Source organism: Xanthomonas sp. 3793 (genome assembly GCF_024806835.1).
Lineage (GTDB): Bacteria > Pseudomonadota > Gammaproteobacteria > Xanthomonadales > Xanthomonadaceae > Xanthomonas > Xanthomonas arboricola_F.
In genome coordinates, this window is record NZ_JANTYU010000004.1 from 1 (window position 1) to 24,079 (window position 24,079).

The 24,079-nt window shown below is 57.5% G+C and carries 23 protein-coding genes, 1 tRNA gene and 1 pseudogene; 13 read left to right on the top strand and 12 right to left on the bottom strand.

The window, feature by feature from the left end; genetic code table 11:
- Window positions 1-610: 610 nt before the first annotated feature.
- Window positions 611-1,114 carry a hypothetical protein gene (locus FHY18_RS13580; RefSeq protein WP_155292837.1) on the bottom strand — a complete coding sequence of 168 codons (504 nt, stop codon included), beginning with the start codon at window positions 1,112-1,114 and terminating at the stop codon, window positions 611-613.
- A 317-nt stretch (window positions 1,115-1,431) separates the two neighbouring features.
- Here FHY18_RS13580 and FHY18_RS13585 point away from each other — a divergent pair, with 317 nt between their 5' ends.
- From FHY18_RS13585 to FHY18_RS13600, 4 genes are read left to right on the top strand one after another with little or no spacing between them, the layout of a single operon-like run.
- Entirely contained in the window at window positions 1,432-4,590 is a 3,159-nt protein-coding gene (locus tag FHY18_RS13585; RefSeq protein WP_259156945.1) for a TerB N-terminal domain-containing protein, read from the top strand.
- Complete coding sequence (locus tag FHY18_RS13590) at window positions 4,587-5,885, top strand: ATP-binding protein (protein WP_017165096.1); 1,299 nt, start codon at window positions 4,587-4,589, stop codon at window positions 5,883-5,885. Before FHY18_RS13585 ends, FHY18_RS13590 begins: the two co-directional genes overlap by 4 nt.
- A gap of 3 nt (window positions 5,886-5,888) precedes the next feature.
- A complete protein-coding gene (locus FHY18_RS13595) occupies window positions 5,889-8,087 on the top strand; it encodes a DEAD/DEAH box helicase (RefSeq protein ID WP_259155999.1) in 2,199 nt (732 codons plus the stop codon).
- 12 nt (window positions 8,088-8,099) lie between these two features.
- The gene (locus FHY18_RS13600; RefSeq protein ID WP_259156000.1) at window positions 8,100-8,831 is read left to right on the top strand and encodes a hypothetical protein; all 732 of its coding nucleotides are present in this window, start codon (window positions 8,100-8,102) and stop codon (window positions 8,829-8,831) included.
- Window positions 8,832-8,885: 54 nt separating this feature from the next.
- Here FHY18_RS13600 and FHY18_RS13605 read toward each other — a convergent pair whose 3' ends face one another.
- The 5 genes from FHY18_RS13605 to radC all read right to left on the bottom strand — a co-directional run bounded on the left by FHY18_RS13605 (window position 8,886) and on the right by radC (window position 12,508).
- Entirely contained in the window at window positions 8,886-9,953 is a 1,068-nt protein-coding gene (locus FHY18_RS13605; protein WP_259156001.1) for an ankyrin repeat domain-containing protein, read from the bottom strand.
- 92 nt (window positions 9,954-10,045) lie between these two features.
- Complete coding sequence (locus FHY18_RS13610; RefSeq protein WP_236533114.1) at window positions 10,046-10,279, bottom strand: hypothetical protein; 234 nt, start codon at window positions 10,277-10,279, stop codon at window positions 10,046-10,048.
- 137 nt (window positions 10,280-10,416) lie between these two features.
- Window positions 10,417-11,091 (bottom strand): hypothetical protein, encoded by a 675-nt coding sequence (locus FHY18_RS13615; protein WP_025988694.1) that lies wholly within the window; start codon window positions 11,089-11,091, stop codon window positions 10,417-10,419.
- Window positions 11,092-11,191: 100 nt separating this feature from the next.
- Window positions 11,192-11,830, bottom strand: coding sequence for a hypothetical protein (locus FHY18_RS13620; RefSeq protein WP_017172662.1), 639 nt, complete (start codon window positions 11,828-11,830; stop codon window positions 11,192-11,194).
- A 198-nt stretch (window positions 11,831-12,028) separates the two neighbouring features.
- Window positions 12,029-12,508, bottom strand: coding sequence for a DNA repair protein RadC (gene radC / locus FHY18_RS13625; RefSeq protein ID WP_259156006.1), 480 nt, complete (start codon window positions 12,506-12,508; stop codon window positions 12,029-12,031).
- Window positions 12,509-12,817: 309 nt separating this feature from the next.
- Here radC and FHY18_RS13630 point away from each other — a divergent pair, with 309 nt between their 5' ends.
- Window positions 12,818-13,117, top strand: a complete 300-nt coding sequence (locus FHY18_RS13630; RefSeq protein WP_259156007.1) for a hypothetical protein — start codon at window positions 12,818-12,820, stop codon at window positions 13,115-13,117.
- A gap of 477 nt (window positions 13,118-13,594) precedes the next feature.
- On the opposite strand, the gene FHY18_RS13635 is transcribed toward FHY18_RS13630, so the two are convergent.
- A complete protein-coding gene (locus FHY18_RS13635) occupies window positions 13,595-13,819 on the bottom strand; it encodes a hypothetical protein (protein ID WP_259156008.1) in 225 nt (74 codons plus the stop codon).
- 221 nt (window positions 13,820-14,040) lie between these two features.
- Here FHY18_RS13635 and FHY18_RS13640 point away from each other — a divergent pair, with 221 nt between their 5' ends.
- The 3 genes and pseudogenes from FHY18_RS13640 (at window position 14,041) to FHY18_RS13650 (ending at window position 16,559) form a co-directional block, all read left to right on the top strand.
- Window positions 14,041-14,958, top strand: coding sequence for a hypothetical protein (locus FHY18_RS13640; protein ID WP_259156009.1), 918 nt, complete (start codon window positions 14,041-14,043; stop codon window positions 14,956-14,958).
- 11 nt (window positions 14,959-14,969) lie between these two features.
- Window positions 14,970-15,434 (top strand): hypothetical protein, encoded by a 465-nt coding sequence (locus FHY18_RS13645; protein ID WP_259156011.1) that lies wholly within the window; start codon window positions 14,970-14,972, stop codon window positions 15,432-15,434.
- A gap of 395 nt (window positions 15,435-15,829) precedes the next feature.
- A pseudogene (locus FHY18_RS13650) lies at window positions 15,830-16,559 on the top strand (DNA/RNA non-specific endonuclease).
- Between the two features lie 76 nt (window positions 16,560-16,635).
- On the opposite strand, the gene FHY18_RS13655 reads toward FHY18_RS13650, so the two are convergent.
- Window positions 16,636-17,031 carry an H-NS family nucleoid-associated regulatory protein gene (locus tag FHY18_RS13655; protein ID WP_259156013.1) on the bottom strand — a complete coding sequence of 132 codons (396 nt, stop codon included), beginning with the start codon at window positions 17,029-17,031 and terminating at the stop codon, window positions 16,636-16,638.
- A 255-nt stretch (window positions 17,032-17,286) separates the two neighbouring features.
- Between FHY18_RS13655 and FHY18_RS13660 the strand changes: the two genes are divergently transcribed.
- Window positions 17,287-17,499, top strand: coding sequence for a hypothetical protein (locus tag FHY18_RS13660; protein ID WP_259156015.1), 213 nt, complete (start codon window positions 17,287-17,289; stop codon window positions 17,497-17,499).
- A gap of 3 nt (window positions 17,500-17,502) precedes the next feature.
- On the opposite strand, the gene FHY18_RS13665 is transcribed toward FHY18_RS13660, so the two are convergent.
- The 4 genes from FHY18_RS13665 to FHY18_RS13680 form a co-directional block, all read right to left on the bottom strand.
- Window positions 17,503-18,006, bottom strand: coding sequence for a hypothetical protein (locus FHY18_RS13665; RefSeq protein WP_259156016.1), 504 nt, complete (start codon window positions 18,004-18,006; stop codon window positions 17,503-17,505).
- Between the two features lie 43 nt (window positions 18,007-18,049).
- Window positions 18,050-19,357, bottom strand: coding sequence for a site-specific integrase (locus tag FHY18_RS13670; RefSeq protein WP_326521216.1), 1,308 nt, complete (start codon window positions 19,355-19,357; stop codon window positions 18,050-18,052).
- Window positions 19,358-19,608: 251 nt separating this feature from the next.
- Window positions 19,609-19,682, bottom strand: a tRNA-Gly gene (locus FHY18_RS13675).
- A gap of 116 nt (window positions 19,683-19,798) precedes the next feature.
- Window positions 19,799-21,583 (bottom strand): autotransporter domain-containing protein, encoded by a 1,785-nt coding sequence (locus tag FHY18_RS13680; protein ID WP_259156946.1) that lies wholly within the window; start codon window positions 21,581-21,583, stop codon window positions 19,799-19,801.
- Window positions 21,584-21,770: 187 nt separating this feature from the next.
- On the opposite strand from FHY18_RS13680, the gene thiS reads away from it, so the two are divergent.
- The 4 genes from thiS (at window position 21,771) to trmB (ending at window position 24,059) form a co-directional block, all read left to right on the top strand.
- Window positions 21,771-21,971 carry a sulfur carrier protein ThiS gene (gene thiS, locus FHY18_RS13685; protein WP_104612060.1) on the top strand — a complete coding sequence of 67 codons (201 nt, stop codon included), beginning with the start codon at window positions 21,771-21,773 and terminating at the stop codon, window positions 21,969-21,971.
- Window positions 21,972-21,994: 23 nt separating this feature from the next.
- Window positions 21,995-22,270 (top strand): hypothetical protein, encoded by a 276-nt coding sequence (locus FHY18_RS13690; RefSeq protein ID WP_259156018.1) that lies wholly within the window; start codon window positions 21,995-21,997, stop codon window positions 22,268-22,270.
- Window positions 22,271-22,331: 61 nt separating this feature from the next.
- The gene (locus tag FHY18_RS13695; protein WP_259156020.1) at window positions 22,332-23,126 is read left to right on the top strand and encodes a thiazole synthase; all 795 of its coding nucleotides are present in this window, start codon (window positions 22,332-22,334) and stop codon (window positions 23,124-23,126) included.
- Window positions 23,127-23,300: 174 nt separating this feature from the next.
- The gene (gene trmB, locus FHY18_RS13700; RefSeq protein ID WP_259156022.1) at window positions 23,301-24,059 is read left to right on the top strand and encodes a tRNA (guanosine(46)-N7)-methyltransferase TrmB; all 759 of its coding nucleotides are present in this window, start codon (window positions 23,301-23,303) and stop codon (window positions 24,057-24,059) included.
- Window positions 24,060-24,079 lie beyond the last annotated feature (20 nt).

A 24,079-nucleotide genomic window follows, 5' to 3' on the forward strand; every position in this document is an offset into this window, starting at 1 on the left:
GTTGCACAGTGCGCTGGGCTACCGCTCGCCGGCCGAGTTCGAAAAGATGGTTGTTGTTCCCTAATTAACCTGTCCGAGAAATCGGGGGTAGCTCAATCCGCCCTCTTTAGCGGAAGAAGCCTTGAATAGCGAACTTTTTCCAGAGCCTGGATCGCCTAAGACAACGAGATTTTGAACGCTTGCATGAGCGCTAAACAGGGTCACTTCACTTCCCCGCTCAGGGGAAGGATCAATTTGTAGAACTTGACGATCTAACATCATTCTTTGTTAGTCACAGTTGATGCGGGTGGAGCTGAAGCTAAGCTTGGATGATAATCAGTGCGCTGGCAAATACAAGCCAAGGTATTGACAGGATAAAAATTTCCGTTAGCTCTAAGACATCCTTCTCACTCAACTCCTACCATGACTATCGAAGAATTTTGGAACCAAGCCTATCTAGCAGCCCTTAGTCGTGTGCCACCTCAGCAAGCCGAAGTCGATGCAAACGAAGCAACAGAGATCTGCATCGCGCACTGGCAAGGACACGCCCATCGCATTTCCGATCCCCGCTTCACACTTTGGCAGGCTCAACCCATCAGCGGCGTACCAAAGACCATCGCAAAAATTCCCCTCAGCGCTTTTTCCCAAAAGGATCCGGTAGTGAAGACTTCCGTGAAACAGAAACCGAAGCGTCAACCCGTGACCTCTCGTTGACTATCTCAGCGCCTAAGGCCTGAGCAACGCCAGTAGCTGATATAATATTTTGTGTTTTTTGAAAATTGACGAAATTTCCCTGCATCCATACTTGATAGGTAAGAAGATTTCTTTTCTTTGAACCATTAATCCAATAGAACTCGATTACCTTCGCGCCCGATGCGACATCAAAGAAAGCAACAATGCTATTGTGAAACATCGTTGCCGTTGGCGGTATGTTTTCAAGGGCTTTCCGAGCCTCCTCCCAGTCGTCTTGCAAGAAGGAAAACGTCCTCCTAATTTTCTTTACGCTGGATTTCGTCGGATCAAAAACTTCCGCATCGGCTGAATTTGTTGGCACCACCACGAGCGCGATAGGATTTTCGTTTTCCGGCGAAAAACAAGAGAAGACGTGAGCTGGCGTTTTCGAATTGGAGGTCACTACAGCGTCCCTGCGGTTTGGAGATGAGCCGGGTAACGCATGGACAAGCAGGCGTATCCCAGCATGGCTAATATCCTTGAAATTGCTACAGCTTGCCAAACCTTTTCATCGCGGTCGGGCATCGGCTCTCATCTGGTATACCTGGTGCGTGTCTGCGTTGCCCTAGGCGCAAGGATGATATGCCAAGCGAACCCATCATTTTTTTCGCACTACAATGGGTTAGGAATACGCCGTAGGCAGGGGGCCACGTGGCGCAGCGCAGGAAGAAGCAAGGCTCAGGTCTCGCCGTGATCGTGATCGCATTGGCGATCATCGCGATGGTGCCGAGACAGGTATGGATTGCCCTCGGCATTACTGCTGTGGTCGCTTTCGGGCTCTACCTCTTCGTGAAGTGGCAGGCCCAAAAGAAGCCGCTTGCCCCCATTGTGCGTGAACCGACGCTCGCCGAACTTACTGGATTGAAGTCAGCTCCAAGCAACCCTCGCAGCTCTACAGCGCCTGCTCCCGCCAGTGCCAACCGGAAGATCCTGTCTTCCATGCTAGAGGCCGCTCAACCACCGATCGCTCCATCGCCCTCGCAGAGCAACCGGGTTGCCAGCGAGCGCGTTGCGGAAACGACTGCAGCGTTGAGCCAATCAGCTCCCCATGCTCCCCAGGCGGCACCTCCACAGAACCCAGCTCGGGTTGCAACCGACCGACCGGGGAACTTGCGGACCGCGATGGCGCACATTGCCGAGCACGGCCCGACGACACCAGTAGCACCACAGACTCCTGCCCCTCCCGGGCAGGCGGAAATGTCTCTGATCATTCTGTCAGGCACACGTGCCGCACTGGAACCGAGCGCCACCGGAAATCCTCAAGATCGTCCCGTCCCTCAGCAGCCCAACGGCAATTTGCTTGAAGCAATGCGCGCTGTGGCTGAGCAACCATCAATCAGTCGGCAAGCGAACTCTGCCATTGATGCCGCATCAGACGCTCCGCGCATCATCGTGCCCACCCCGAGCCGCCCACGCCCAACTGCTTCGCCTAGTCCAAGCGATCTAGGAACAACCAAGACACCAGACGCGCAAACCATCGCCTCGGCACCTACGGAAGCCCCGTCATCGCCGCAGCAACTGAACAGTAATCTTCTCGACGCTATGCGTGCGGTCGTTGCTAGAGCTGCGATGCCTCCACCCGCCCAAACGGCTTCCGACCCCACACTTGAAAGTCAACGCGTGATCGCGCCAACGCCAACTGCTGAAAGAGTTGAGACGATCCCAACACTGCCACCTGCATTGCCGCCTACTCCCATTCCGACGAGCGAGACACAGGTGCCATCAACCCCGCCACCGTTGCCTGCGGCCTCCCGCACGGAACCGGCGAACGCCATGGACGAGCTTCATCGCACCAGCATCGCCGGCAGCGCACCCGCCAAAGAATTCTCTGTGCCCAAGCCTCCTGAGGGATGGGAGAAAACACGCTGGGTGCAGCCGGGCGAGATCATTGAAATTCGTTGCGTAAAAATCTCAGGCGGACTGTTCTACTCAGGGGTCAAGCTCGCCACACCAAGGGGTGGGAATGAACCCAGCTTGGTCAATGGCGTTCTCGCCGTTGCACCAACTGGCAACTACCGCGACCCAGTCGGCTATCAAGATAACTACGCTGACCTATCTGCAACCGAACGTCGTGCCTACATCAATTGGCTCGCTTCTGATCGATCCGATCCCGAATGCAACTACCGATACGTGATGTTGTTCTTGTATGGCCTTGAACGGCGGGTTTTGATCGATGGGGTCGATGAGCCAGAGTCAAAGCAAGGTTGGCCGGCCATCAAAGCAGCACTGCGACAGCTAGAAGCTGCCTACGGAAAGATCTACACCGTTATCCGATTCCAGATCAACAGCTTGCTCGACTGGATGGAACTTGATGTCATCGAGGACAAGCTTTACACCAAGCCGCTTCCGGGCTTCCAGCGCACCCATGAGCTTCCGTTCTACCTACGTCTAGCTTTGGGTCAATGCTCATTGGATCGTGCCCCGGTTCCCGCACACCTGGCCCTTGCCTGGGTGCGCCTCAGCCCAGAAGTCTCCATGCGCACGCCCACCGTGCGCTGCGCTGAAGAGTTCAATCAACTCTTCGTTGAGCGCTACCGGGAGCTTTTTGACGCGGGGTTGGTCCTGCCCAAGAACCGCACCAAGCTGAAATTTTCGAGACAAACATTTTCCCCGGCCTTTTATGGCAACAGCTTCAAGCCCAAGACCTTTGGCGAGACACCTGATGTCACCGCGCTCACCGGGCCCATCAAGAAGCTCAACGAAATCGTCCAGCAATGCACGGATGAACTCGGCCCGCTGAGTCGCCTTATCAACAAGAACCCCGAAGCTCGGAATACGCTGGATGGCTTGCTACACCTGCCTACCAGCATTTGGCCTGCCCCGCGTAAAGCAGCACTCCAATTGCTGGTGGACGAGGTTCAAGGTCGTGCGATCACCCTGCCCCTGACTCAGCTTGCCGATCGCTTCGGCAATGGTGGTGCGCCGCTCAACCGAGAAAAGATCCGAGACCTTGCCAGGACGCTTGAAGCGGCTCACATCGGCATGGAGCCCAATGTGCTCGAAGGCGCGCGGGCGCCTGGCGATACTGATCCTGTGGTCCTCTTCGCGTTGCTGCCCGGCCAAACCCATCAAGCCCAGAGCAGTGCGTATCAAATTGCACTGTTGACCTTGCAACTTGCTTCAACCGTTGCCCAGGCCGATGGCGATTTCAGTGCACACGAAATCGAATATCTTGGCCGAGAGATTGATGCATGGAGTCACCTCAGTCCCGCCGACCACAAGCGCCTTCGTGCGCATCTTGTGTGGCTGAGCCAAGCACCCATCACCCTGGCCTCGCTCAAGAAAAAGCTTGATCCATTGGATCAAACCACCAAGGAAACAATCGCGGCCTCAATGGCAAGCCTTGCACAAAGTGACGGCACCGTCTCGCCAGACGAAATGCGCTTCTTGGAGAAGGTCTACAAGACGCTCGGCGTGGAGACCAAGCGTGTCTTTAGTGACGTCCATGCCGTGAGCGCGGGAAGAAGCACCACCAAGGTAGAGCCAGCCAAGCAGTTTCGCCTGGACCCCAAACGTATTGCCGAACTCCAACACGATACCGCCAAGGTCTCTGCCCTCTTGGCTGGCATCTTTACCGAGGATGTGCCTGAGCCCATCATCGAGCACCAAGCACTGCCGCTCCCCAGTCAAAAAGCTGCTTCTACTCCTGGCCTGTTGGGTTTGGATGAAGCGCATAGCGCACTGCTGCGCCTCATGCTCTCCCGACCCAACTGGACGCGCTCCGAACTGGAAGATGGCGCTTCGGATCTGGAGCTGATGCTCGACGGCGCACTTGAACACATCAATGATGCATCGTTTGATGCTTATGACATCCCATTCTCTGAAGGAGACGATCCGGTGGAGATCAACCCAGAGTTCATCGAGAAAATAGAGCAATGAGCAACCCTATTCGTGCCAAGGATCGTGATGCGGTCATCCAGTCATTGCGTGCAGGTGTTGTGCCTCGTGCGGGTCAGCACCTGATCCAGGTTGGGCGCATTCGCGAAGTCGAAACGCTGGTCAGCGACATTGATCGCTTGGCCGATGGCGGCTCCTCGTTCCGACTGGTCGTTGGTGAATACGGTGCCGGCAAGACCTTCTTCCTCAACCTGGTGCGCGCCATCGCGATGGAGCGCAAGCTCGTCGTGGCAAGCGCGGACCTCAATCCCGATCGGCGTTTGCATGCCTCCGGTGGCCAAGCCCGTTCGCTTTATGCAGAGCTGATGCGCAACTTGGCCACGCGCACCAAGCCGGACGGTGGCGCGCTGCCAGGAGTCGTTGAGAAATTCATCGCGACCGCCAAGACCGAAGCCAAAGCAAAGGATGTTCCCACCGAGCAAGTCATCCGCGCCAAGCTTGAACAGCTGACGGAACTCGTTAATGGCTATGACTTTGCCGATGTCATTGCGGCTTACTGCAAGGGCTTTGAACAAGGCAATGAGCAACTGAAATCCGATGCCATTCGCTGGTTGCGTGGCGAGTTCTCCACCAAGACCGACGCCAAAGCTGCGCTGGGTGTGCGCTCGATTGTTGATGATGCCTCGGTCTACGATCAGCTCAAACTGATGGGACGCTTCGTGCGACTGGCCGGCTTTAGCGGGCTTCTGGTTTGCCTGGACGAGCTCGTTAATCTCTACAAGCTTGCCAACGCCCAGGCGCGCAACTCGAACTACGAGCAGATCTTGCGCATGCTCAATGACTCTTTCCAAGGAACGGCGGTCGGTCTTGGCTTCGTGCTGGGTGGCACGCCGGAATTCTTGATGGATCCTCGTCGCGGCGTTTACAGCTACCAAGCCCTCCAAAGCCGCTTGGCCCAAAACACCTTTGCCAAGGAAGGGCTGGTCGACTTCTCTGGGCCTGTCGTGCGCCTTTCGAGCCTCACTGCGGAAGACTTCTATGTGCTTTTGACCAAGATCCGCTACGTCTATGCAAGCGGTGATGTGGAAAAATATCTGCTGCCTGACGAAGCGATCCAGCAATTCATGGAACACTGCGCCAATCGGATTGGTGACAGCTTCTTCCGCACGCCTCGCACCACGATCACCGCGTTCATCAATCTCTTGGCAGTCTTGGAGCAAAACCCTGGCACGGCCTGGCAAACGTTGATCGGCGAGGTTGAGGTTAAAGAAGACCATGGCGGCGACGAAGACCTAACGGTCCAAGCGGATGACGAACTGGCTTCGTTCAAGCTCTGATCGATGAGCCAGTCAAGCGCCTTCTCGCTTCTTTCGCCAGGCATCCAGCGCTACTTGTGGGCAGAGCAATGGGAAGCCTTGCGGGATGTGCAGGAAATGGCCATCCCACTGATCCTGCCTGCCGATCAAGATGTGATCGTGGCTGCTAGCACCGCCTCGGGCAAGACGGAAGCTGCTTTCCTGCCGGCGCTGACCTATCTTGAACAGCAGACCCCAGCAGGCTTGATCGTTTACATCAGCCCCTTGAAGGCCTTGATCAATGATCAATTCGGTCGATTGGAGCGACTGTGCGAAGACCTCGACATTCCGGTGTGGCCGTGGCATGGCGACATCAGCAGCACAAGCAAACAACGCTTCTTCAAGAAACCACATGGCGTCGTTCTGATCACACCAGAGTCGCTGGAAGCGATGCTATGCAATCGAGGCACCTCGGTTGCCGGCATCTTCAAGCACCTGGCCTACTTTGTGATCGACGAGCTACATGCCTTCATCGGCAGCGAGCGCGGCAAACAACTTCAATCCTTGCTGCACCGGATCGATACCGTCGTTGGTCGCAAAGTGCCTCGCATTGGGCTATCGGCAACATTGGGTGACATGCAGGCTGCGGCGCGCTTTCTGCGTCCAGCGGGGACCGCCGCGATTGTCGACGCCCCTTCCGATGCGTCAGAACTTCTCCTTATCATCAAGGGCTTTGAAGAACCTGTGCCTCAGAAGGGCGAAGCTGATGACAAGAAGGAGAAGCAAGAGTTAGCACCATTGGCTGTGGCCGAGCATTTGTTCAAAACCCTTCGCGGCAGCAACAATCTGGTCTTTCCCAACAGCCGCCGTGAGGTCGAGCGCTATACCCACCTGCTCAATGAGCTTTGCGAAAAAAGTGGTGTGGCGCGCGAGTTCTGGCCGCACCATGGCAGTCTTTCCAAAGAAATTCGCTACGACACTGAGGCTGCGCTCAAACAAAAGGATCAGCCAGCGACTGCCGTCTGCACCAACACATTGGAACTCGGCATCGATATCGGAGCGGTCAAGAGCGTTGCCCAGATTGGCACGCCCCCTACCATTGCCAGTCTTCGTCAACGCATGGGCAGATCCGGAAGACGCAAAGGTGAAGCTGCGATCTTGCGCGGCTATGTGATTGAAGATGCCATTGACTCGCAGGCGGATCTTCGAACACGCCTGAGGCTCGATACGTTTCAGACTTTGGCCGTGGTCATACTGCTTACCGAAAAATGGTATGAGCCGCCCGTTGTTAAAGGTGCGCATCTTTCCACCTTCATCCAGCAGCTCCTTTCAGTCATCGCACAGTATGGCGGCCTAACCGCAGCCCAGGCGTTTCAATTGCTATGCGCGCCTGATGCTCCTTTTAATCAGGTGTCTCGTGATGCGTTTGTCGAGCTACTGCGCCATTTGGGGCAGCAAGACATCTTGATCCAAGACGGATCCGGACTTTTGCTACACGGGCCTGTCGGTGATCGGATCGTCAACCACTACTCGTTCTATGCAGCGTTCACGGTCGACGAGGAATTCCGGATTGTCGCTGCTGGCAAACCGCTTGGCACCCTGCCCATTTCCCAGATGCTCACGACCGGCCAGCGTATCTTGTTTGGTGGACGCACTTGGCTTGTCGAGCAAATCGACGAAGCCCAGAAGACGATCTATGTGTCTGCCACCAAGAGTGGCGCGCCACCATTGTTCAGCGGCGGCGGCGGACGCGTGCACACCGAAGTGCGTCAGACGATGCGCGCGATCTATCAGGGAACACTGACGCCAACGTTTGTGGATGCGTGTGCGCAGCGCTTCATCGACGAAGGACGGACCAGCTACCACCAACACGGCTTGGATGATCAATTCTTTCTGGATAGGGGAAGCGACATCCTGCTTCTCACTTGGCTGGGCGATGCGGCCAACGATGCAATCGCTTGCTTACTCAGTGCCAGGAACTTCAAAGCGCAGGGTAGCCGCCTGGGGGTCGAGATCACGCGGGGTCCGAATGCCCTTGAGAACATCCAGACAGCGCTCAGAGCGATTGCCGCTACACCAACCCCATCAATTGAAGTGCTATTGGCAGGTGCGAAAAATCTGGCCAGCCAAAAGTGGGACAGTTTGCTTTCGCCCCACTTGCTTCAAGTGTCTTATGCCAGCTCTAACCTAGACCTTGATGAGGCGATGGGTTGGCTACGCAGCTCCTTCCCATCTCGAAGTTGATCTACGAAAACTATGCGCCATATCGAAATTGTCCGATCGAAGCGTTCCACCCCGTCACCAGAAGACGCGAACAGTGCATCTTCCAAGAGGTCGTGGTCCATCACCCGCTTCGTCGGTAGTCTGGCTGCCGTGACAACACTAGCTGGAATCGTTCTTCACGGATGCGGGCATGTCGCCTACACCAGCTATCTCAAAGCCTGGGGCGTTCAATCCGACCTATTTCCCCAATCGGCCGACTGGAAGGTTGTTCGCGGCTACTATGCCATCGTGCTGCAAGGGCTTGGAATGTTTCGCTCGTTCCCCTGGTTTTCCGTAGCAACAGCCTTTGTTTTTGTGTGGATCGCAGTTTTGATCTACCGGTTGCCCACTCGACCAGTTGGCGAAGGTCGAATTAAGGAATTTTTCCTGCGACATCCATGGATTAAGCTTATTTCCTCATCGGCCGGTATTGCTGCCTCGGGGGTTTATCTCGCACTGACACTATTTCTCGTCGGCCTGTTGGTGGCGACCCTGCCGGGTTTGCTTGGCGAGCATGCTGGTAAAGATGATGCAAACACAGAAAAGGGTCGACTCCTTGGTCCGGTATCGCGAGGCGATTCAGAACTCTGGGAAAAGGGTGAGCGAAAGATCCGAGGCCACATTATTGCCAGCAGTTCTGACCTGATCGCCATCTACGACACCGACCTCCATCAGGTCCGAACACTCTCGCGTGGCGATTGGGAAATACGAAGAGTAAGTCCTTAGAAGCAGAGGTGTGAGGATGCTGGCGACATCTGGTCTTATCTCGGCAACATTTGCTTACAAGCGCACGCCACGAGATGGATTCATTGTCACAGGCCCTGCCGTATCGCTCTGCGCCACCCTTTTGCGCTCGTTGTATTGAAGCTCCCTGAGCTGCTTGGCGGTATCAACTCTGGCAATAGCTTCATCAAGCTTGACTTCGATCTCTTCGTCCGAGATCGATTCGCGCACGTGATCTAAGTTCACTCGGCGAACCAGAACATCCGCCACTTCATCATGGCCATTTTGGAGTGTAGCAAGCAAGCCTGCCTCCGGATAAGCGGTCTTATGGGCGAACTCCAAAACCGACTTGATGATTGATGCATTGCCATTGGTTGCCGCAGTGAGCATGGCTTCTTGACCAAAGTCGCGCGGCGCATGCCCTGTTCTGACGATCGCCCAGAGCAGGCTTCGCACGAGCTGCTCATGTCCCTTTTTAGCTGCAACATTGAGGCCCGCCGCAAAAGTGTCTTCCGGATCTGGAAGGCCAGCTTCTAGCAAAAACTCAACGACGTCGACATGGCTGTTCTCGGCCGCCGCCGCAAAGCCGTGCTGCGCACATTGGATCTTCGATGAGAAAGGCAACAGATGCTTGACCACTTCCAAGTGGCCTTCCCGACAAGCAGCGATCAGCGCGCGACTTCCCTGCGCCTTGGCATCTGAGAACAGGACCAATTGAAAGACGACATCTGCATGACCACGGCGCGCGGCCTCATACAACGCAAGTGAGTCGTGTTGCAGAGGGCTGCACTCTTTGAGCAGTCGTTTGACGCACTCCGTGTGCCCGTGCCTCGCAGCAAGCACCAATGCCTCGTCATCCTCAGCATTGCAAAACGCCATGAGCTGCTCGACCACCCGCAGTGATCCTGCCTTAGCAGCCACATCAAGCGGATAGACCTCAAATGATTTCGATAACAGTGGCACCATTTGATCAACCAAGCTCTCCTTACCACCGCTGATCGCCACATCAATGGCATAGCGTGCCGCAGCATCAATATCACCTTGAGCCTGACAAAGCGACCGCACATATGCCTCGCTTCCCTGCTTCACTGCCTGTCTAATCTTTCTTTTAAGTGCCTGGTCCATTTTCTCTCCTCCCCTTCAACTTAACGCCATCACGCCTTTCGTCAAGATGGCAACGTGACAGCATCAGTCGGATGGACAAGCCGAAACGTGACTTACAGATCGCCGATGTCAGGAACCTCGTCCTCGTAGTCACACGCAATGAGCGTGCCGGTTTCATCTTCGATACGATGGATCTCGGGTGCGCTGTGCCATTCTTCGAACTCGTAGTCGCTATAAGAGATCGCGTCGATATCACATTTGGAAAGGGCTTCCTCGGGCGAGGTCGCCTCAATCGTTGCCCAGTGGACCAGGTGGGCAGTCGCATTAATCTCGATGGTGTATTTCATCTTGCTCTCCGTGCTTGGCGACCCGCCAAGCTTCGGAACGCAATCTATGCATCACAGCCGCATCGCTACAGGACTAGATCGCCGCGATCGCTGAACAACCATTCATCCGCTCGTCGCAAGGCAGCGGCAAGATCAAGCTATCTCCTAGTGCGCTGGTCGCTTTGGGCGGGCTTGGTGTCTTCGTCTAATTCTTGGCGATCCAGCAACGCCATCTTGGCGTCATGGACCGTCATCAGATGAGAGCGGTAGGCATTTCGCCAATGCTTTTTCTCAGCATTTGACTGCCAAGGCAGCGCCAAGGCTTGATCGATGGTCAGAGCCAGGATCGTTGCTCCCTGCTGAAATGCTTCTTCGATCACACTCATGTCGAGCCCCGTGATGCCCGCATGTGAGATCACGCTCTTGATCTTGCCGGCCGACGCGCGGATCACAATGAAGGGGATGCCCTTCCCCGTTCGACCGAAGTTGCCCGAGATCGGCTCTTGGATCTGCTCTCGGGCTTTGGTGACTTGGGCATACCACGTCAAGAGTTCTACTTTAGCAATCGAGCGTGGCGTGCTCTTGCTGATCAGAAACGGATTGCCGTGCTCACGCTTGAATTGGTCGAATTGGCGTCTCGGGATGCCGAGGTAGAACTCCGCCATGGCTTGCGTGAAGTGCGTCGTGCCCGGGGATTGATCGAGCATCTTGCGCAGACTGAGGAAGTCTCGTGCATCAATGATAGCATTGCGCTCATCGCGCTTAGCGATGACTTCAAGTGCTGCGCGGAGAAATCCTTCTTCGAAGCTTTCCGCCTTGCTGATATTGGTCATCCAAACCATCCTTCGTTCAAGTCTCACTGCAAGCAACTTGCACTGCAAGCTTTGCCACTCACCAGCTTGAAAGCTCGTGGCCGATTCTATGGAGCGAAGCCTAACGTGTTCGCGAAGGAAGCACATCGGAAAAGCCATCCGCCGTCGTAGCGACCCAGTGTACGGCGTCCTGGCTACCTGTGGTGATCGCGAGTTGCATATGAGTCATCACGACCAGCGCGTTGCTTTGTTTGACCACAACTTCAACAAGTTCAAGCGGGAAGCCCGTTCGCAACCGATGAAGCGCATGTGCGCCCGCGTGGACAAACGAGTTGAGCGCCGCCCAAGAATATTTCTTAAATTCCACAAACGCGTGCAATGGGTCAGCTGCCTGCGTCACCGCTTCAAGAGCGAGCAGCATCTTGGATGCCATGGGCAAACGAGCAGCCACGGACTCACTGGTCGGCGTCAGTTCTTCTTGTAAGCAGGCCACCTCGGTATCGCTTGCGCAATAAAGGACCCACACGGCGCGCACCAGCGCTTCGAACTGCGCTCGATGAACGACCAACATGGATGACTCAGCGCCGATTGTGAGTAAGCAGCGAGTCGCAACAGCGTGCTCAATTGAAAGCAGGCAAAGCGCGCGGCAGACTTGCAGTCGATCACTTTGATCAAACGGCGGAGCCGCTGTGATCGGCCCCAAGGCCTCTAACAGCGCGTCGGACCCATCAAAGAGCTTCTCAACCCGCTCAGACATCATGCTTCCCCAAGCATTGAAACAGTTGGATCGCATCCTGGCGCATCAATGACTCCCTCCTTCGATTTCCCATTTGGATCTTGCCGTAATGGCGTAAGCAGCGAAAGAAGCTTGATTATCGGTATCAAGCGCTGCGCGATGCCTTTTGGAAGAGCAGGCGCACTGATGGCCCTCTGCCAACAACTGATGAAAGAGAGGGGGCTAGGCCCACCCTCTTGCGGCAAGGCTGGTGTGCTGACGCCCGCCGATCACCAGGTGGTCCAGCACCCGGATGTCGAGAAGGCCCAGAGCCTGCTGCAGGCGCTCGGTGACCTTCCGGTCGGCTTCGCTTGGCTCTGGGTTGCCGCTTGGGTGGTTGTGGAAAAGGATAACGGCAGCGGCGTTCAAGTCCAGGGCGCGCTTGGCGACCACCCGAGGGTGCACCTCGCAGCCGTCGATGGTGCCGAAGAAGAGGTGCTCGGTTGCCAAGATCTGGTGCTTGATATCCAAGAAGATGACCCCGAAGACTTCGTGCGGCAGGTGAGCGCAGCGGGCAATCAAGTAGTCACCGGCTTGCTCGGGGCTGTGGATGCGGCCTTGCCGTTGAAGGCGCTGTTCCAGAATGGTGGCTGCTGCGAGCAAGATGCCCTCCTCGTCCATCTGGAGTTGGTATTGAGCCTTCAGGTCTTGTGTGCGCTTCATCGGTTCTTCTCCACCAGCGCGTTGTGCGCCTCGTGGAACCGACAGGCGAAGCGTCCAGCCCTACCGCACCCGGGAGTGAGCACCGTGCAAGCGGCGCACAGCGAAGGGCCGCAACAAAGCGCCAGCATCGAGAAGGAGGCCTGCCCTTGCGGTCGGGACAGCGAAGCTAAGGTCCCTCTCAGAGGCCCAGCGCTGGTGGAGAGCGTGGTGATGCGCGCCCCCATGCCGTTGGTTGAATAGCCAAGGGGGTCTCCATGCTGATCTTCACGCTGTGGGCCACTCAGGGCATCTCCGGACTGGCACCGAGACATGAGAAATGACCGACTGAAGGCCGCCCTGGACCCGTGGATGCGTGTGGAGACGTGGCACATCTTTCATCCGCTCGACGAGCAACGGTTCCATCGAGCCCTGGCCGCCGCCTTCGAGGTGGTGGGTTTACCCGCTGAGAGCTTGGAGTTTGAGACCGCAATGCTGGCGCTCGCGCGCAAGCATCACTGTGAAGTGATGCTCCATCAGACGCAATCGAAGCGTATGCGCAGCTCGCCGAGGACATCAGCCTTTTATATCCACAACACTCGTGAAGGGACTTCTACCCGCACTGATGAATGAAGTGGATCTGAGATCGGGCCCGCTCAGGCATACTGCACAGACCGACCTAATGGAGTTGTGCGTGCCGATCTACTAGGAAAATACCTACAGTCCATTCGGCCCGTCCCCGACAGGGTTTTGAACCCTTTTCCGCCATGACAACCTGCCACCAGGATGGGCCCTGACGGCAGGTTGCCCTGACGATGGTGTCAGGCAACCAGAGGCGTATAGCACCATCAAGGAGGATCAGTCTTGCGCGTTACCGCTATTCGGCACTTCGGCGACTACTTGCTCACGGCTCATATCACCCCGGCTGACGGGAGGTTCCTGCCGGAGCTCCTGATTTCCAAGCATGAGGGCATCACGCTTCACCGCCACCCAGCCTCCAGCATTGCCTTCCCTGATCGAAGTGCTGCGTATGACCGCGCCAAACAATGGATGGCTTCCTGCTATGTTTCGAGCACGGGATCGGTAAGCGCGGCCCAATAAACGCTGACCTCAGCCTTCGCCTTCCGTGTTCTTAAGGCCATGCCAAGCCAAAATCTCATCAACCCGTCGCCTCACGAATTCGGCATCTTTAGAATTCAGAGCCTTTGCCTCAATGACCTGCACCATCCCCGTGAAGGCGCGCAAGAAATGACAACGGTCGAGACTCGACGCCCGCAGAGTTGGCACGGCATCGTCCAAGTGGTCAAGGTGGATACGCAGCTCGGCTCTGTCCATGCTGAGCAAGTATCGGTATGGCTGTCTTGCTGCTTGAGACACTGCATGGCGATCAACATCCGGTCGCTATGACGCAGGTAGGACGGGCACTCCATACCCACGTGCCCCGAGGCAAAAATATTCGGCCCATCTATTGGCGCTTGAGAGATCAGCTGCCATACTCCGGTGCTTGGGGAGCCCAGAAGCTACTACTGGGCATCAACGGACTGATGCAGGGAACCATGAAATCTAAGCATTTGATGTGGCTTGGCGGTATCGCGATTGCAGCAGGGCTTGCTTTCTTTTTGCCAGGAATGCTCCGAACAGCAGCAGCTCCAACTGCATCAACTACGCCTAGTCAGATGAGCAATACCTTATCGATTGCAGAGGAACATGCTGATCGCTCTAAGGATCGGACTCAGGCTGGCGGAGATCGGACTGGCGGAGACGCTCGCAACAACTCAGACGATGCACTCAAAAGATTCCTAGACCTGAAGTCTAGGGCTAACCAGGGTGACGCTGCTGCTCAGCGAGACCTTGCAGAAGCTTATGGTAGGTGTATTGCAGTGAGCGGAAATCCTCAGAAATTCCTCTCTTCGTATGAAGCAATCGCCAAACAATCCAAGTCGCCAAACAATGCAAAAGGCATGCTACTGGCAGCTCGTTCGTATGCAGAGGAATGTGCTGTGGTGGACAACGGAGCTGTTGTCCCACTAGAAGCACGGAACTTGTGGCTTGAACAAGCCGCGAAGGGAGGCGATCTCGCAGCACAAGCTCGGTTGCAGATGGCGTCCCCCAATCGTTTAAAAGGCGAAGACTTACGTGGTTTTGTTGACAAAGTGGCCACTGGAGGAGATCCATTAGCGGTCTTCGAATTAGGTCAGTTGTTGGCAGGCAATTCAGATGTCACGTCTCTTGGCAGTTACAGCGATGTCGCCTCAGGCCCGGTATCTGGCTATGCATGGAGTATAGCGGCATGTCAGATGGGTCTAAATTGCAACGCTGGATCTGACTTAATGAACTCTGTGTGCCTCAACACCGGTGGGTGTTCGAGCTCCAATTTCGAATCGTTCGTGCGTAACAACTTGGTTAGTGCGGGCGATAAAGCCTTGCTTGATGGCAAAGTCAAGGAAATCAAAAGTATTTTATCTAAACCCTAAGGATAGGTTTCATGGAAAGAAAATCATTGAAAAAGCGCTTAATGGCGCTTGGTTTAATTGCAATTTCATTCGTTGCAGTCGCAAAAACCATCAGCATTAACGCTGGATCCGGCGTTTTCCTAGGCGTCCCGGCCGCACAAGGCGTCGGAGTTGGCGATATCGCCGAAGTCCGCATCGCTGCACTTACGGCGCTAACTGGCATGTATCGGACAACCTATGGTCTTGGAAGCGTAGCCATCGGCGACGTTATTGCCGTGACATACCAGAACGGCAGTAAAGAACAAGGCCAGGTCATGTGCTTTGCCGGATCAGTTTGCGTGACGCCTCTGCCAGGCACTCAGGTAGGTCCTGGAAGTGGCGCAGGAACTGGCGGCGGTGGCGGTGGCGGTGGTGGCGGTGGTGGCGGCTCTGGTGGTGGTGGATGGACTCCTCCCCCGGCTACCGGATGCCCGAGGTGTACCGTTACGGTGGGCTGACCCTACAGCCACACGTTGAGTAAGGCCGCCGTCTAAGGCGGCCTTTTTTATGTCTGCGTTTCAAAGCGACCGGCATGATCCTGCTCAAGCTTTCTAGGGAGTAAGTCGCACCGCCTGCGCCACGCTATGGAACCACCCATTTGCTGGCGCCTCAGGTCGTTGGAGCGGGGTCACAACTTTAAGAATTAGGGATTGAAGCTAGAGCTCGTTTGTTAGATACAAGTGACGACCGCGTGCCACATCATGGCAACAGGGGCGCGGCGCAACCCCGTCACTCGCCTAGTTGGGCTGCCTGCTTCAACTCCGTCAACTCATGCGTTCCTCAACTGGCAACGGCCTTGTTCCGTGCTTGCTGAGCTTGTGCGACCCCAGAAAACACAAGGAGATGTGCTGTTATGCGATTCCGAATCTTCCTCGCCGTGTCGTTGATCACCACGTTCAGTGCTGCGGCCCAGGCCCAGGTGGTCACGCTCAACAAGGGTGGCTACACGTTGAGCTATGACTGCACCAACCGCACCGCGCTGCGCTACGAGTATGTCTTGCAAGCCGACACCGGCTCGGCAGCGCGCCCTTCAAGCTTCAACTTGGATACCGAATTACCCAGTGGCTGCGCAGGCCAAACGTCCAGTGCTTCCTATGCCAGTGTGCGTTCGGGCTATGACCGGGGGCACTTGGTGACCTCCAACCACATGGACTACAACACAACCTACATCCGCCGCGCGAACTTGATGTCTAACATCGTTCCGCAGGTGGCTAGCTTCAATCAAGGCATCTGGGTCCGTGCCGAAGAAGTGGCTGAGTGTTATCGCAAGCGTCCAAGTCTATGGGGGCGTCATTTACAGCGACACGACCAACGATTACTTTCTCACCAGTCATGGCATCCGCACGCCGGATTTTTTCTGGAAGACCATCATCACGGCCAATCCAAGTGGCGGCTCTCGGGCCATCAGTTGGCTCATTCCAAACAGCGCCACGCTCGGATCGCTGGACAGCTACATCGTCAGCATCAATGAGCTGGAAGACACCTTTGGCGCCAGCACGATTGGCATCTCAGCACCTGCCGACGTCAAAGCGATGCTGCCGGCAACCACCTGGCCGCAGCCGAGTGGTTGTGATCTGAGCTAATAGACGACAATCCGCAGACGTAGAAAACGAGTGCCCGAAGAGACTTCGGGCACTCGTTGCCTCGCATTCGCAAGCCTCAGCCAGGGAAAGCCGGGAACTTCTCATCCGGGTGTTTGGCTTTCCACTCCTTGTAAGACGCACTGCCCTGCCAGATGGTGAAGGCTTTGGGCGGACGGCCACGCCCTGACCACGTTTCTTGGTTGTGTGGCAGCCAATACTTCGGCGCTACTTCTTTCTTTGTGGAAGCAGCTTTCTTCGGCTTGGTCACGCCAGCACCGATCAGAGCCGCAATCTCCGACTTCTGCTTTGCACTGAAATGCTCGGTGTATTGGTCGAGCAACTTGACGATCTCTGAATAGGCTTCAGATGATTGCTGCTGGCGTAGCTGAGCTTCCTGCTCTTCCAACTTCCGAATTTCTGCTGCCAATTTTTCCTTGGCAGCGGCAAGGGCACTCAGAGACGCGGTTCTCATTCGAAATTGATCCAGTCAATTGATTAGTAAATTATTCGCAAAAAGTCGAACCCAGTAAAGCCCTACTTTTCCGATCACCAAGCTCAACTTGCGTTCTCGATAACTGAAATTGTTACGCAAGTCTTACGCCGCTTGACGCTTTTTCTAGGCGAGATGACATTGCATGTCCGTCGCCGCCTGGACATAGAGCCAACCGCTTGACAATCTCCATTATTCGATTAAAAAAAGCAAGCCACCCTAATCGATAACACCCATATGAAAGTTGAACAATTTTGGAATAAAGCCTTTCTTGCAGCGCTCACCCGCCTACCTGCTGACGAAGCAAAGGCAGAAGCCGACAAGGCTACCGAATTATGTATCGGCCACTGGCAAAGCCAATCAAGAAATTGGGCGCCAGAGTATCTAGTCGCATGGAAAGATCAAAAATTATCTTTGGTTCCAAATACGAATAAAAATGATCCTTGGTGACAATTAGAGCTCAAAACCTGAACCAGCATCTCGAGTAAGATTAGCTTTACTCGAAATATGTGATACAAAATCACTGGCCTCGCGAATGTTTTGAAATGTTTCAAGGACCCCGACCGACTTTTGCATCACCCAAAATCGATAATTTTGCGTCTTTGGAGCACGCCGCACCTCACCGCCGCTAGGCCTCTCCCAGACAACAAGTTCCACTATAGAGATACTTTGTACGCTATCACCTGATACAAGCTCTTGAGTTTCATACTCGATCGCGTCGCCAGACTTTTCTGATAATGTAGAATCCCAAAAATCCCCATTACTGCTCGAAGAAAGGGAAAATCCACCAGGAGGCTGAACAAGTTCGGCACAACTAGCGCGAAGCTCGCCAACGAGCTTGGGCTTGTATTTCAGCGTTGTGTAACCGAATTTCACCTCACCAGTTTCATTCCCTTCATGATCGTGGAATACAAGCTCGGCAATAACCACCTTTACGGAATCATTCTTATCAACCATCGCTCAGCTTCACCATAGGAATAAAATAAAAGGAGGAACTTCTTTACTTAAAATCAGGAAGCACAACCGGCGGTTTGAAGCGCGCCAAGGTCGCCACACGGTCAGGAAGTGTCCGTCGATCAATGTAGAACTTCTCTAATACCCCCTGTCCCCGCGCGTGACCTGTGATTGCCGCAATAGCCGAGGCCGATACGCCGGCCTCATCCAAACGCGAAGCAATGGTGTGTCGGAAGCCATGGAAGCCCTGCCCCTTCGCCATGATCCCTTGACGTTTAATGTAGACCGAAAACTGGCGACTCAACTGTCGACCAAAGCCCAGTCCGGTGCTATTGGGTAGATGCGGGAAGATTTGCGTGTGTCCCGCTTGGCGGACCTCGTCGATGTAGACCAGAAAGCCGGCATTGATCACTGGTTGCGCCAACGGCACAAAACGGCGGCTGTTCTTGTTCTTGACGCTCTGCCCCTTCCCGCCTTGTCGCACGAAGAACCCTGGCACTCCATCGATCGTGTCGATGTCCTCCACCCGAAGCTGCGCAATCTCGTTCACTCGCGCCCCTGAGTAAAGCCCAAGCATCGGACCAAACCACCTGTGCGGATACTTCTTGGCCCACGCAGGAAAGGCCACCGGATCGAAGATAGCCTTCAACTGGTCATCGGTGAAGGGCTCACCCGTGTCGTCTGCGTCAGGCGTCGAAATCGCCCGGATACCCGCCAACGGATTGCTCGACAAAAGCCCTGCCGACACAAGCGATACCAAAAACACCGACAAGCGCTGCCGGTGCTTGGCAACGGTCCAGGCGGCAGGCTCCGGAACTTGATGGGCTCGGGCAAGCGCCACTACATCCATGACCGCAAGGCCCTTGTAGGGTGCGCGCTTGGTCGCATTCGACGGCCACCACCTCACGACATCGAAAAATGCCCGCACATGGTCTGCCGTCAACTCGGACACTGCCAAGTCTTGCCCCACCGCACCAGCAAACAAACGCAATGAGTGGCGGCTTTCAAGCACTGTCTTGCTGTGGAGCTTCGCGCGACCCAAGTCCCCCAAGTGATCCGCAATCGCTTTGGACAGCAGCGGACCAGACGCCTTGGCCTTCCCGGTGCGCCAACCGCTTGGCTTGGCAGGTGCGGCAAGCTCAGTGGCAGGCTCACGCAACAACTCAGCAAACAGCGCTGCGTCCTCGGGCGTGTCGATCTGGGCCTTACCCAGACGCGTGCCATTAGGCAGCGTCACATCGGTCAATGTGAGTTCGCGCAGTCCTTGTTCTCGGATGCGCCGCAACACTTCGTCCAGATCCACCGGCTTCCCCTGCCTCAACGCTTGGAACGCGTTCGATAGTGCCATCCCCATGTAGGCAGACACCAGACGCGCAGTATCGCCGGGGCGAAGATGGAGAGGACGAACCAGAAAACGCGAGCCGACCTGTCCCCGCAAATCAACAGGAACCAAGAAGCGCACGTAGAGGCCTGACGGCCGATGCAGCAAGAGGGGCTTTGGCAAAACGATACCTCAAACGATACCTTGGGAGGTCGTTCGAGGCGGTCTTCAACCAAGCGAAATAGTCAGCAAAATCAAAAGCTTAGCGCTAAACTTCGCAAGACTGGAGCGGGCGATGGGAATCGAACCCACGTCAGTAGCTTGGGAAGCTACAGCTCTACCATTGAGCTACGCCCGCGCGTCGTGGGGAGAGTGTAGGCGGGTGCAGGTGTCCGGCGCAATGCGCAGACGTGACGAGGGCCGGTTGCCCGGCCCTCGTGTGTTACCCAATTCCTGCAAAGTCACTCGGCGCGATCAGAAGTTGCCGCTGAAGTTCACGAACAAGGTGGCATCGCGGGCGCTGCGCTGGGCGGTGGTGGTGCTCAGGCCCACATTGCTCTGCAGACCCCACAGGCCGGTGCGCGCCCCCAGCACCACGGTGGCGTAGTTGCGGTCGAAGTTCTGGCCCGGGACGGTGTACATGCCCACGTCCGGCATCGACTGCAGCCAGGCGCTGGCTTCGGTGCCATCCTTGAACTCGTGGTCGTAGGTCGCCTGCAGGTACGGTTTGACCGCCGCACCGTCCAGGCGCACCTGGAAGCCGATGCGGCCGACCAGCGAGTCGATGTCCTGGTCGGTGTAACCGAGCGCGGTGGAGCTTTCATTGCTTTCGGTGTAGCCGTCGAGCTTGAGCTTCTGCCAGGTCAGGCCGACCACCGGGCCGTACTTGACGTTGCCTTCGCCCAGCGAATAACCGGCATTGACGGCGGCAGTGAGGTTGCTGCCGTCCGGGGAGCCGCTGTGCACGCGCGTGGCTGGCCCAAGCTGCACTTCGCGGTCGACGTCGTAGCTCAGCCAGCTGTAGCTGACCTGGGCGTTGACCCAGACCGGGCCGGTGTACCAGCCGAAGAAGCCGCCCAGGGTGGTGTCGTCCTGCTTGAAGCTGCCGTTGCGGTTGCCGAAGTCGGCGTCCATGCTGCCGAAGCCGGCAAAGCCGCCGAACACCAGATCGCCGGCAGTCCAGTCCACGCCGAACAGGCCGGCCGGGGCCATGCCGTCGTACAGGTCGGCGTGGTCGTAGCGCTGCATGTCGCCACGCACGCTGCCCCACCAACGCAGACCATCGGCGTCGGGCTTGCCGTCCAGATGCCAGGCCACCTGATCGGCGCGCGCGCGGCCGATGGCCTGCGCCGAATGCGTCAGCACCTGCTGCAGACGCGGCGCTTCCAGCAGCGAGATGGCGTACTGGCCCAGGATCTGGTGGGTGGCGGTGGTGGGGTGGATGCCGTCGGCGAACACATAGGTGTTTTGCGCGTTGGCCGCGACCAGGCTGGTCGGGTTGCACGCCGGCAGCGGCACCGCCGGGTTGCAGGCGGTGCTGGTGACGTTGCTGAAGCCGTAGGTACCCGGATCGGCAACCACTTCCTGCAGGATGTGGAAGGTGTCCACCGGGATCACGCGCAGCCCGGCCGAACGCAAGCCGTTGAACAAGGCGGTGTTGTAGGCGGTGGCCGCTGCAGTGCCCTGCGCCATCGCAGCAGCACCGCCGGCACGGAAGCGCGGGGTGATGCCCACGTCCGGAATGGTCGGCACCATCACGTAGCGCGCGCCGGCAGCCTGCAATGCGCCGACCGCACCGACCTGGGCGGTGACCGCGCTGCCGATGATGGCCTGCGCCTGTGCCGGCACGGTGGCTGCGGCGAGCAGGTCGTTGGCACCACCCCACACGGTGTAGAGCGCGTTCGGGTTGGCGCGGCCGCCATTGGCGGTGAGGTAGGTGTTGATCTGGCTGGTCACCGACGGTGCGGCGCCCAGTGCGCTGACCGAGCTGGCCTGGATGCGCGCGCCGCCAGCGGCGTAGTTGTCGCCGGTCTGGCCATTGCCGTTGGTCGCGGCGTTGGTGCCGAAGTGGTCGCCGACATATTCGGCCCACACCCAACCCGGATTGGTGGTGAACTTGCCGGTGACTGCGCGCGAGGCAGCCGGCAGCAGCGGGTTGTAGTAGCCGCTGTCGGTGAGGCTGTCGCCGAAGAAGACGGTCTGGTCGAAGGCCGACTCGGCCATGGCCGGTGCGGCCGCGATGGCGATGGCAACTGCCATCAGGGAGCGGATCGGGCGAAATGTTGAAGCCATGGGAGTGCCTGCTTGAAGTGGATGGGACCGGACCGGGCTGCATACGTACGCCGGCGAATGGCAATGGTTTCACCCTCGCCGCCCGCGCTCACGCTGCACCGCCGCATAACGCAAAAACGCGCGCCCTGGCGGCGCGCGATGCAACAATGATGACATGAACATTCAACTCAACGGCAGCCCGCGCACGCTTCCCGACAACCTGCCGCTGGCGGCCCTGCTCGAACAGGAAGGGCTGGCACAGCGACGTGTGGCAGTGGAGGTCAACGGCGAAATCGTGTCGCGCGGGCGGCATGCCGAGCATGCGTTGTGCGAGGGCGATGTGGTGGAGATCGTGCACGCGCTCGGCGGCGGTTGATCGCCGGATTGGACGCTTTCGCAATGCCACTGTTCACGCTCTCCGTCCGCCACGAATGCAGCTGGTTCTCGACGCAGCTCGCTGCGCCGAATGCCCAGGCGGGGGTCGTGCAGTTTCTCGACAGGGTGTACCCGTCGATCCGTGAGAGCGCCTTCGGGACACTGGCGCCCGATATCAGCGCGGCGGACCTTGTTCTGTTCGTGCCGATGCAGGGGCTCACGAACGTCTGGGCCGCAACCGCGGGGAGCGCCGGAAGTTACGTCGAGCTTGTGTGTTCATGCACCGTCGATGTCGCTTGAGCCTGACAACTCGCGCACGTGCTAGCCGGCGTGCTTGCGCATGATGGGTGATAATTGCCCCATGACGACTCCCATCCCCTCCGATGCGTTGCTGATCGCCGGCAAACGCTACCGTTCGCGCCTGCTCACAGGCACCGGCAAGTTCAAGGATCTGGACGAAACCCGCCTGGCCACCGAGGCCGCTGCCGCCGAAATCGTGACCGTGGCGATCCGCCGCGTGAACATCGGCCAGGACCCGAACGCGCCCAGCCTGCTCGATGTGCTGCCGCCGGATCGCTACACGCTGCTACCCAACACCGCCGGCTGCTACACCGCTGAAGATGCGGTCCGCACCTGCCGGCTGGCGCGCGAACTGCTGGACGGCCACAACCTGACCAAGCTGGAAGTGCTCGGCGATGAGCGCACGCTGTACCCGGACGTGGTGCAGACGCTCAAGGCCGCCGAACAACTGGTGGCCGATGGCTTCGACGTCATGGTCTATACCTCCGACGATCCAATCCTGGCCAAGCGCCTGGAAGAGATCGGCTGCGTGGCGGTGATGCCGCTGGCCGCGCCGATCGGCTCGGGCCTGGGCATCCAGAACAAGTACAACCTGCTGGAAATCATCGAGAACGCCAAGGTGCCGATCATTGTCGATGCCGGCGTGGGCACGGCATCGGACGCGGCGATTGCGATGGAGCTGGGCTGCGACGGCGTGTTGATGAATACCGCCATTGCCGGCGCGCGCGATCCGATCCTGATGGCCAGCGCGATGCGCAAGGCGATCGAGGCGGGGCGTGAGGCGTTTCTGGCCGGGCGGATTCCACGCAAGCGGTATGCGTCGGCGTCGAGTCCGGTGGATGGCGTGATTGGATGAGTGGATATGCTGCGTTGACAGTGCGGTCGATGCGCAATGATTGGCCGTGTGGCGGGCCGGATGTTGCCGTTGCCAGATCGCGCGTTGCTGCGAGTGCCTCCTCACCCCGTACCCTCACACCCCAACCCCTCTCCCAAAGGGAGAGGGGCTTTGTTTTCTGATGTGACTTGACTCATGACCGATCCTTTCACCAGCGACGGCGCCAAGATGCCGCCCAAACCCTTCACCATCGAAGAGGGCCGCCGCCAGGTGCGCAGCTTCGTGTTGCGCCAGGGCCGTTTCACCCCCGCGCAACAGCGCGCCTTCGACGAACTGTGGCCGCGGTTCGGGCTGGATTACACCGGCGCGCCGCGCGATCTGGATGCCGCATTCGGGCGCGACGCGCCCAAGGTGCTGGAAATCGGCTTCGGCAATGGCGCCGCGCTGCGCTTTGCAGCGCAGCAGGACCCCAGCCGCGACTACATCGGCATCGAGGTACATGCGCCGGGCGTCGGTCGCCTGCTCAATGCGCTGGACGATGATGGCAGCACGCATGTGCGCCTGTATCACCACGATGCAGTGGAAGTACTCGAACACGAGATCGCCGATGGTGCGCTGGACGAGGTGCGTATCTACTTCCCCGATCCGTGGCACAAGAAGCGCCACAACAAGCGCCGGCTGATCCAGCCGGCGTTTGCGGCGCTGGTGGTGCGCAAGCTGCGCGATGGCGGCCGCCTGCACGCGGCCACCGACTGGGCCGATTACGCCGAACAGATGTGGGACGTGCTCGACGCCACACCGGGCCTGGCCAATCGCGCCGGTGCGCGCGGTCACGTCGAACGCCCTGCCTGGCGCCCGCAGACCCACTTCGAAACCCGCGGCCAGAAACTCGGCCACGGCGTGTGGGATCTGCTGTACGACCGGGATTCGGGAGTGGGGATTGGGGATTTGTAACAGCGCTTCCCCGCATACTC

What these genes read in the sequence shown, in the direction of transcription:
- FHY18_RS13585 (WP_259156945.1), top strand. Translation starts at nt 1,432, where the DNA reads ATGGTGCCGAGACAGGTATGGATTGCCCTCGGCATTACTGCTGTGGTC.
- FHY18_RS13610 (WP_236533114.1), bottom strand. Translation starts at nt 10,279, where the DNA reads ATGAAATACACCATCGAGATTAATGCGACTGCCCACCTGGTCCACTGG.
- FHY18_RS13635 (WP_259156008.1), bottom strand. Translation starts at nt 13,819, where the DNA reads ATGGACAGAGCCGAGCTGCGTATCCACCTTGACCACTTGGACGATGCC.
- FHY18_RS13645 (WP_259156011.1), top strand. Translation starts at nt 14,970, where the DNA reads ATGGAAAGAAAATCATTGAAAAAGCGCTTAATGGCGCTTGGTTTAATT.
- radC (WP_259156006.1), bottom strand. Translation starts at nt 12,508, where the DNA reads ATGAAGCGCACACAAGACCTGAAGGCTCAATACCAACTCCAGATGGAC.
- FHY18_RS13690 (WP_259156018.1), top strand. Translation starts at nt 21,995, where the DNA reads ATGCCACTGTTCACGCTCTCCGTCCGCCACGAATGCAGCTGGTTCTCG.
- FHY18_RS13655 (WP_259156013.1), bottom strand. Translation starts at nt 17,031, where the DNA reads ATGAGAACCGCGTCTCTGAGTGCCCTTGCCGCTGCCAAGGAAAAATTG.
- FHY18_RS13665 (WP_259156016.1), bottom strand. Translation starts at nt 18,006, where the DNA reads ATGGTTGATAAGAATGATTCCGTAAAGGTGGTTATTGCCGAGCTTGTA.
- FHY18_RS13600 (WP_259156000.1), top strand. Translation starts at nt 8,100, where the DNA reads ATGCGCCATATCGAAATTGTCCGATCGAAGCGTTCCACCCCGTCACCA.
- FHY18_RS13695 (WP_259156020.1), top strand. Translation starts at nt 22,332, where the DNA reads ATGACGACTCCCATCCCCTCCGATGCGTTGCTGATCGCCGGCAAACGC.
- FHY18_RS13680 (WP_259156946.1), bottom strand. Translation starts at nt 21,583, where the DNA reads ATGGCAGTTGCCATCGCCATCGCGGCCGCACCGGCCATGGCCGAGTCG.
- FHY18_RS13670 (WP_326521216.1), bottom strand. Translation starts at nt 19,357, where the DNA reads ATGGGGATGGCACTATCGAACGCGTTCCAAGCGTTGAGGCAGGGGAAG.
- FHY18_RS13615 (WP_025988694.1), bottom strand. Translation starts at nt 11,091, where the DNA reads ATGACCAATATCAGCAAGGCGGAAAGCTTCGAAGAAGGATTTCTCCGC.
- FHY18_RS13595 (WP_259155999.1), top strand. Translation starts at nt 5,889, where the DNA reads ATGAGCCAGTCAAGCGCCTTCTCGCTTCTTTCGCCAGGCATCCAGCGC.
- FHY18_RS13620 (WP_017172662.1), bottom strand. Translation starts at nt 11,830, where the DNA reads ATGATGTCTGAGCGGGTTGAGAAGCTCTTTGATGGGTCCGACGCGCTG.
- FHY18_RS13590 (WP_017165096.1), top strand. Translation starts at nt 4,587, where the DNA reads ATGAGCAACCCTATTCGTGCCAAGGATCGTGATGCGGTCATCCAGTCA.
- FHY18_RS13640 (WP_259156009.1), top strand. Translation starts at nt 14,041, where the DNA reads ATGAAATCTAAGCATTTGATGTGGCTTGGCGGTATCGCGATTGCAGCA.
- FHY18_RS13660 (WP_259156015.1), top strand. Translation starts at nt 17,287, where the DNA reads ATGAAAGTTGAACAATTTTGGAATAAAGCCTTTCTTGCAGCGCTCACC.
- thiS (WP_104612060.1), top strand. Translation starts at nt 21,771, where the DNA reads ATGAACATTCAACTCAACGGCAGCCCGCGCACGCTTCCCGACAACCTG.
- FHY18_RS13605 (WP_259156001.1), bottom strand. Translation starts at nt 9,953, where the DNA reads ATGGACCAGGCACTTAAAAGAAAGATTAGACAGGCAGTGAAGCAGGGA.
- trmB (WP_259156022.1), top strand. Translation starts at nt 23,301, where the DNA reads ATGACCGATCCTTTCACCAGCGACGGCGCCAAGATGCCGCCCAAACCC.
- FHY18_RS13630 (WP_259156007.1), top strand. Translation starts at nt 12,818, where the DNA reads ATGAGAAATGACCGACTGAAGGCCGCCCTGGACCCGTGGATGCGTGTG.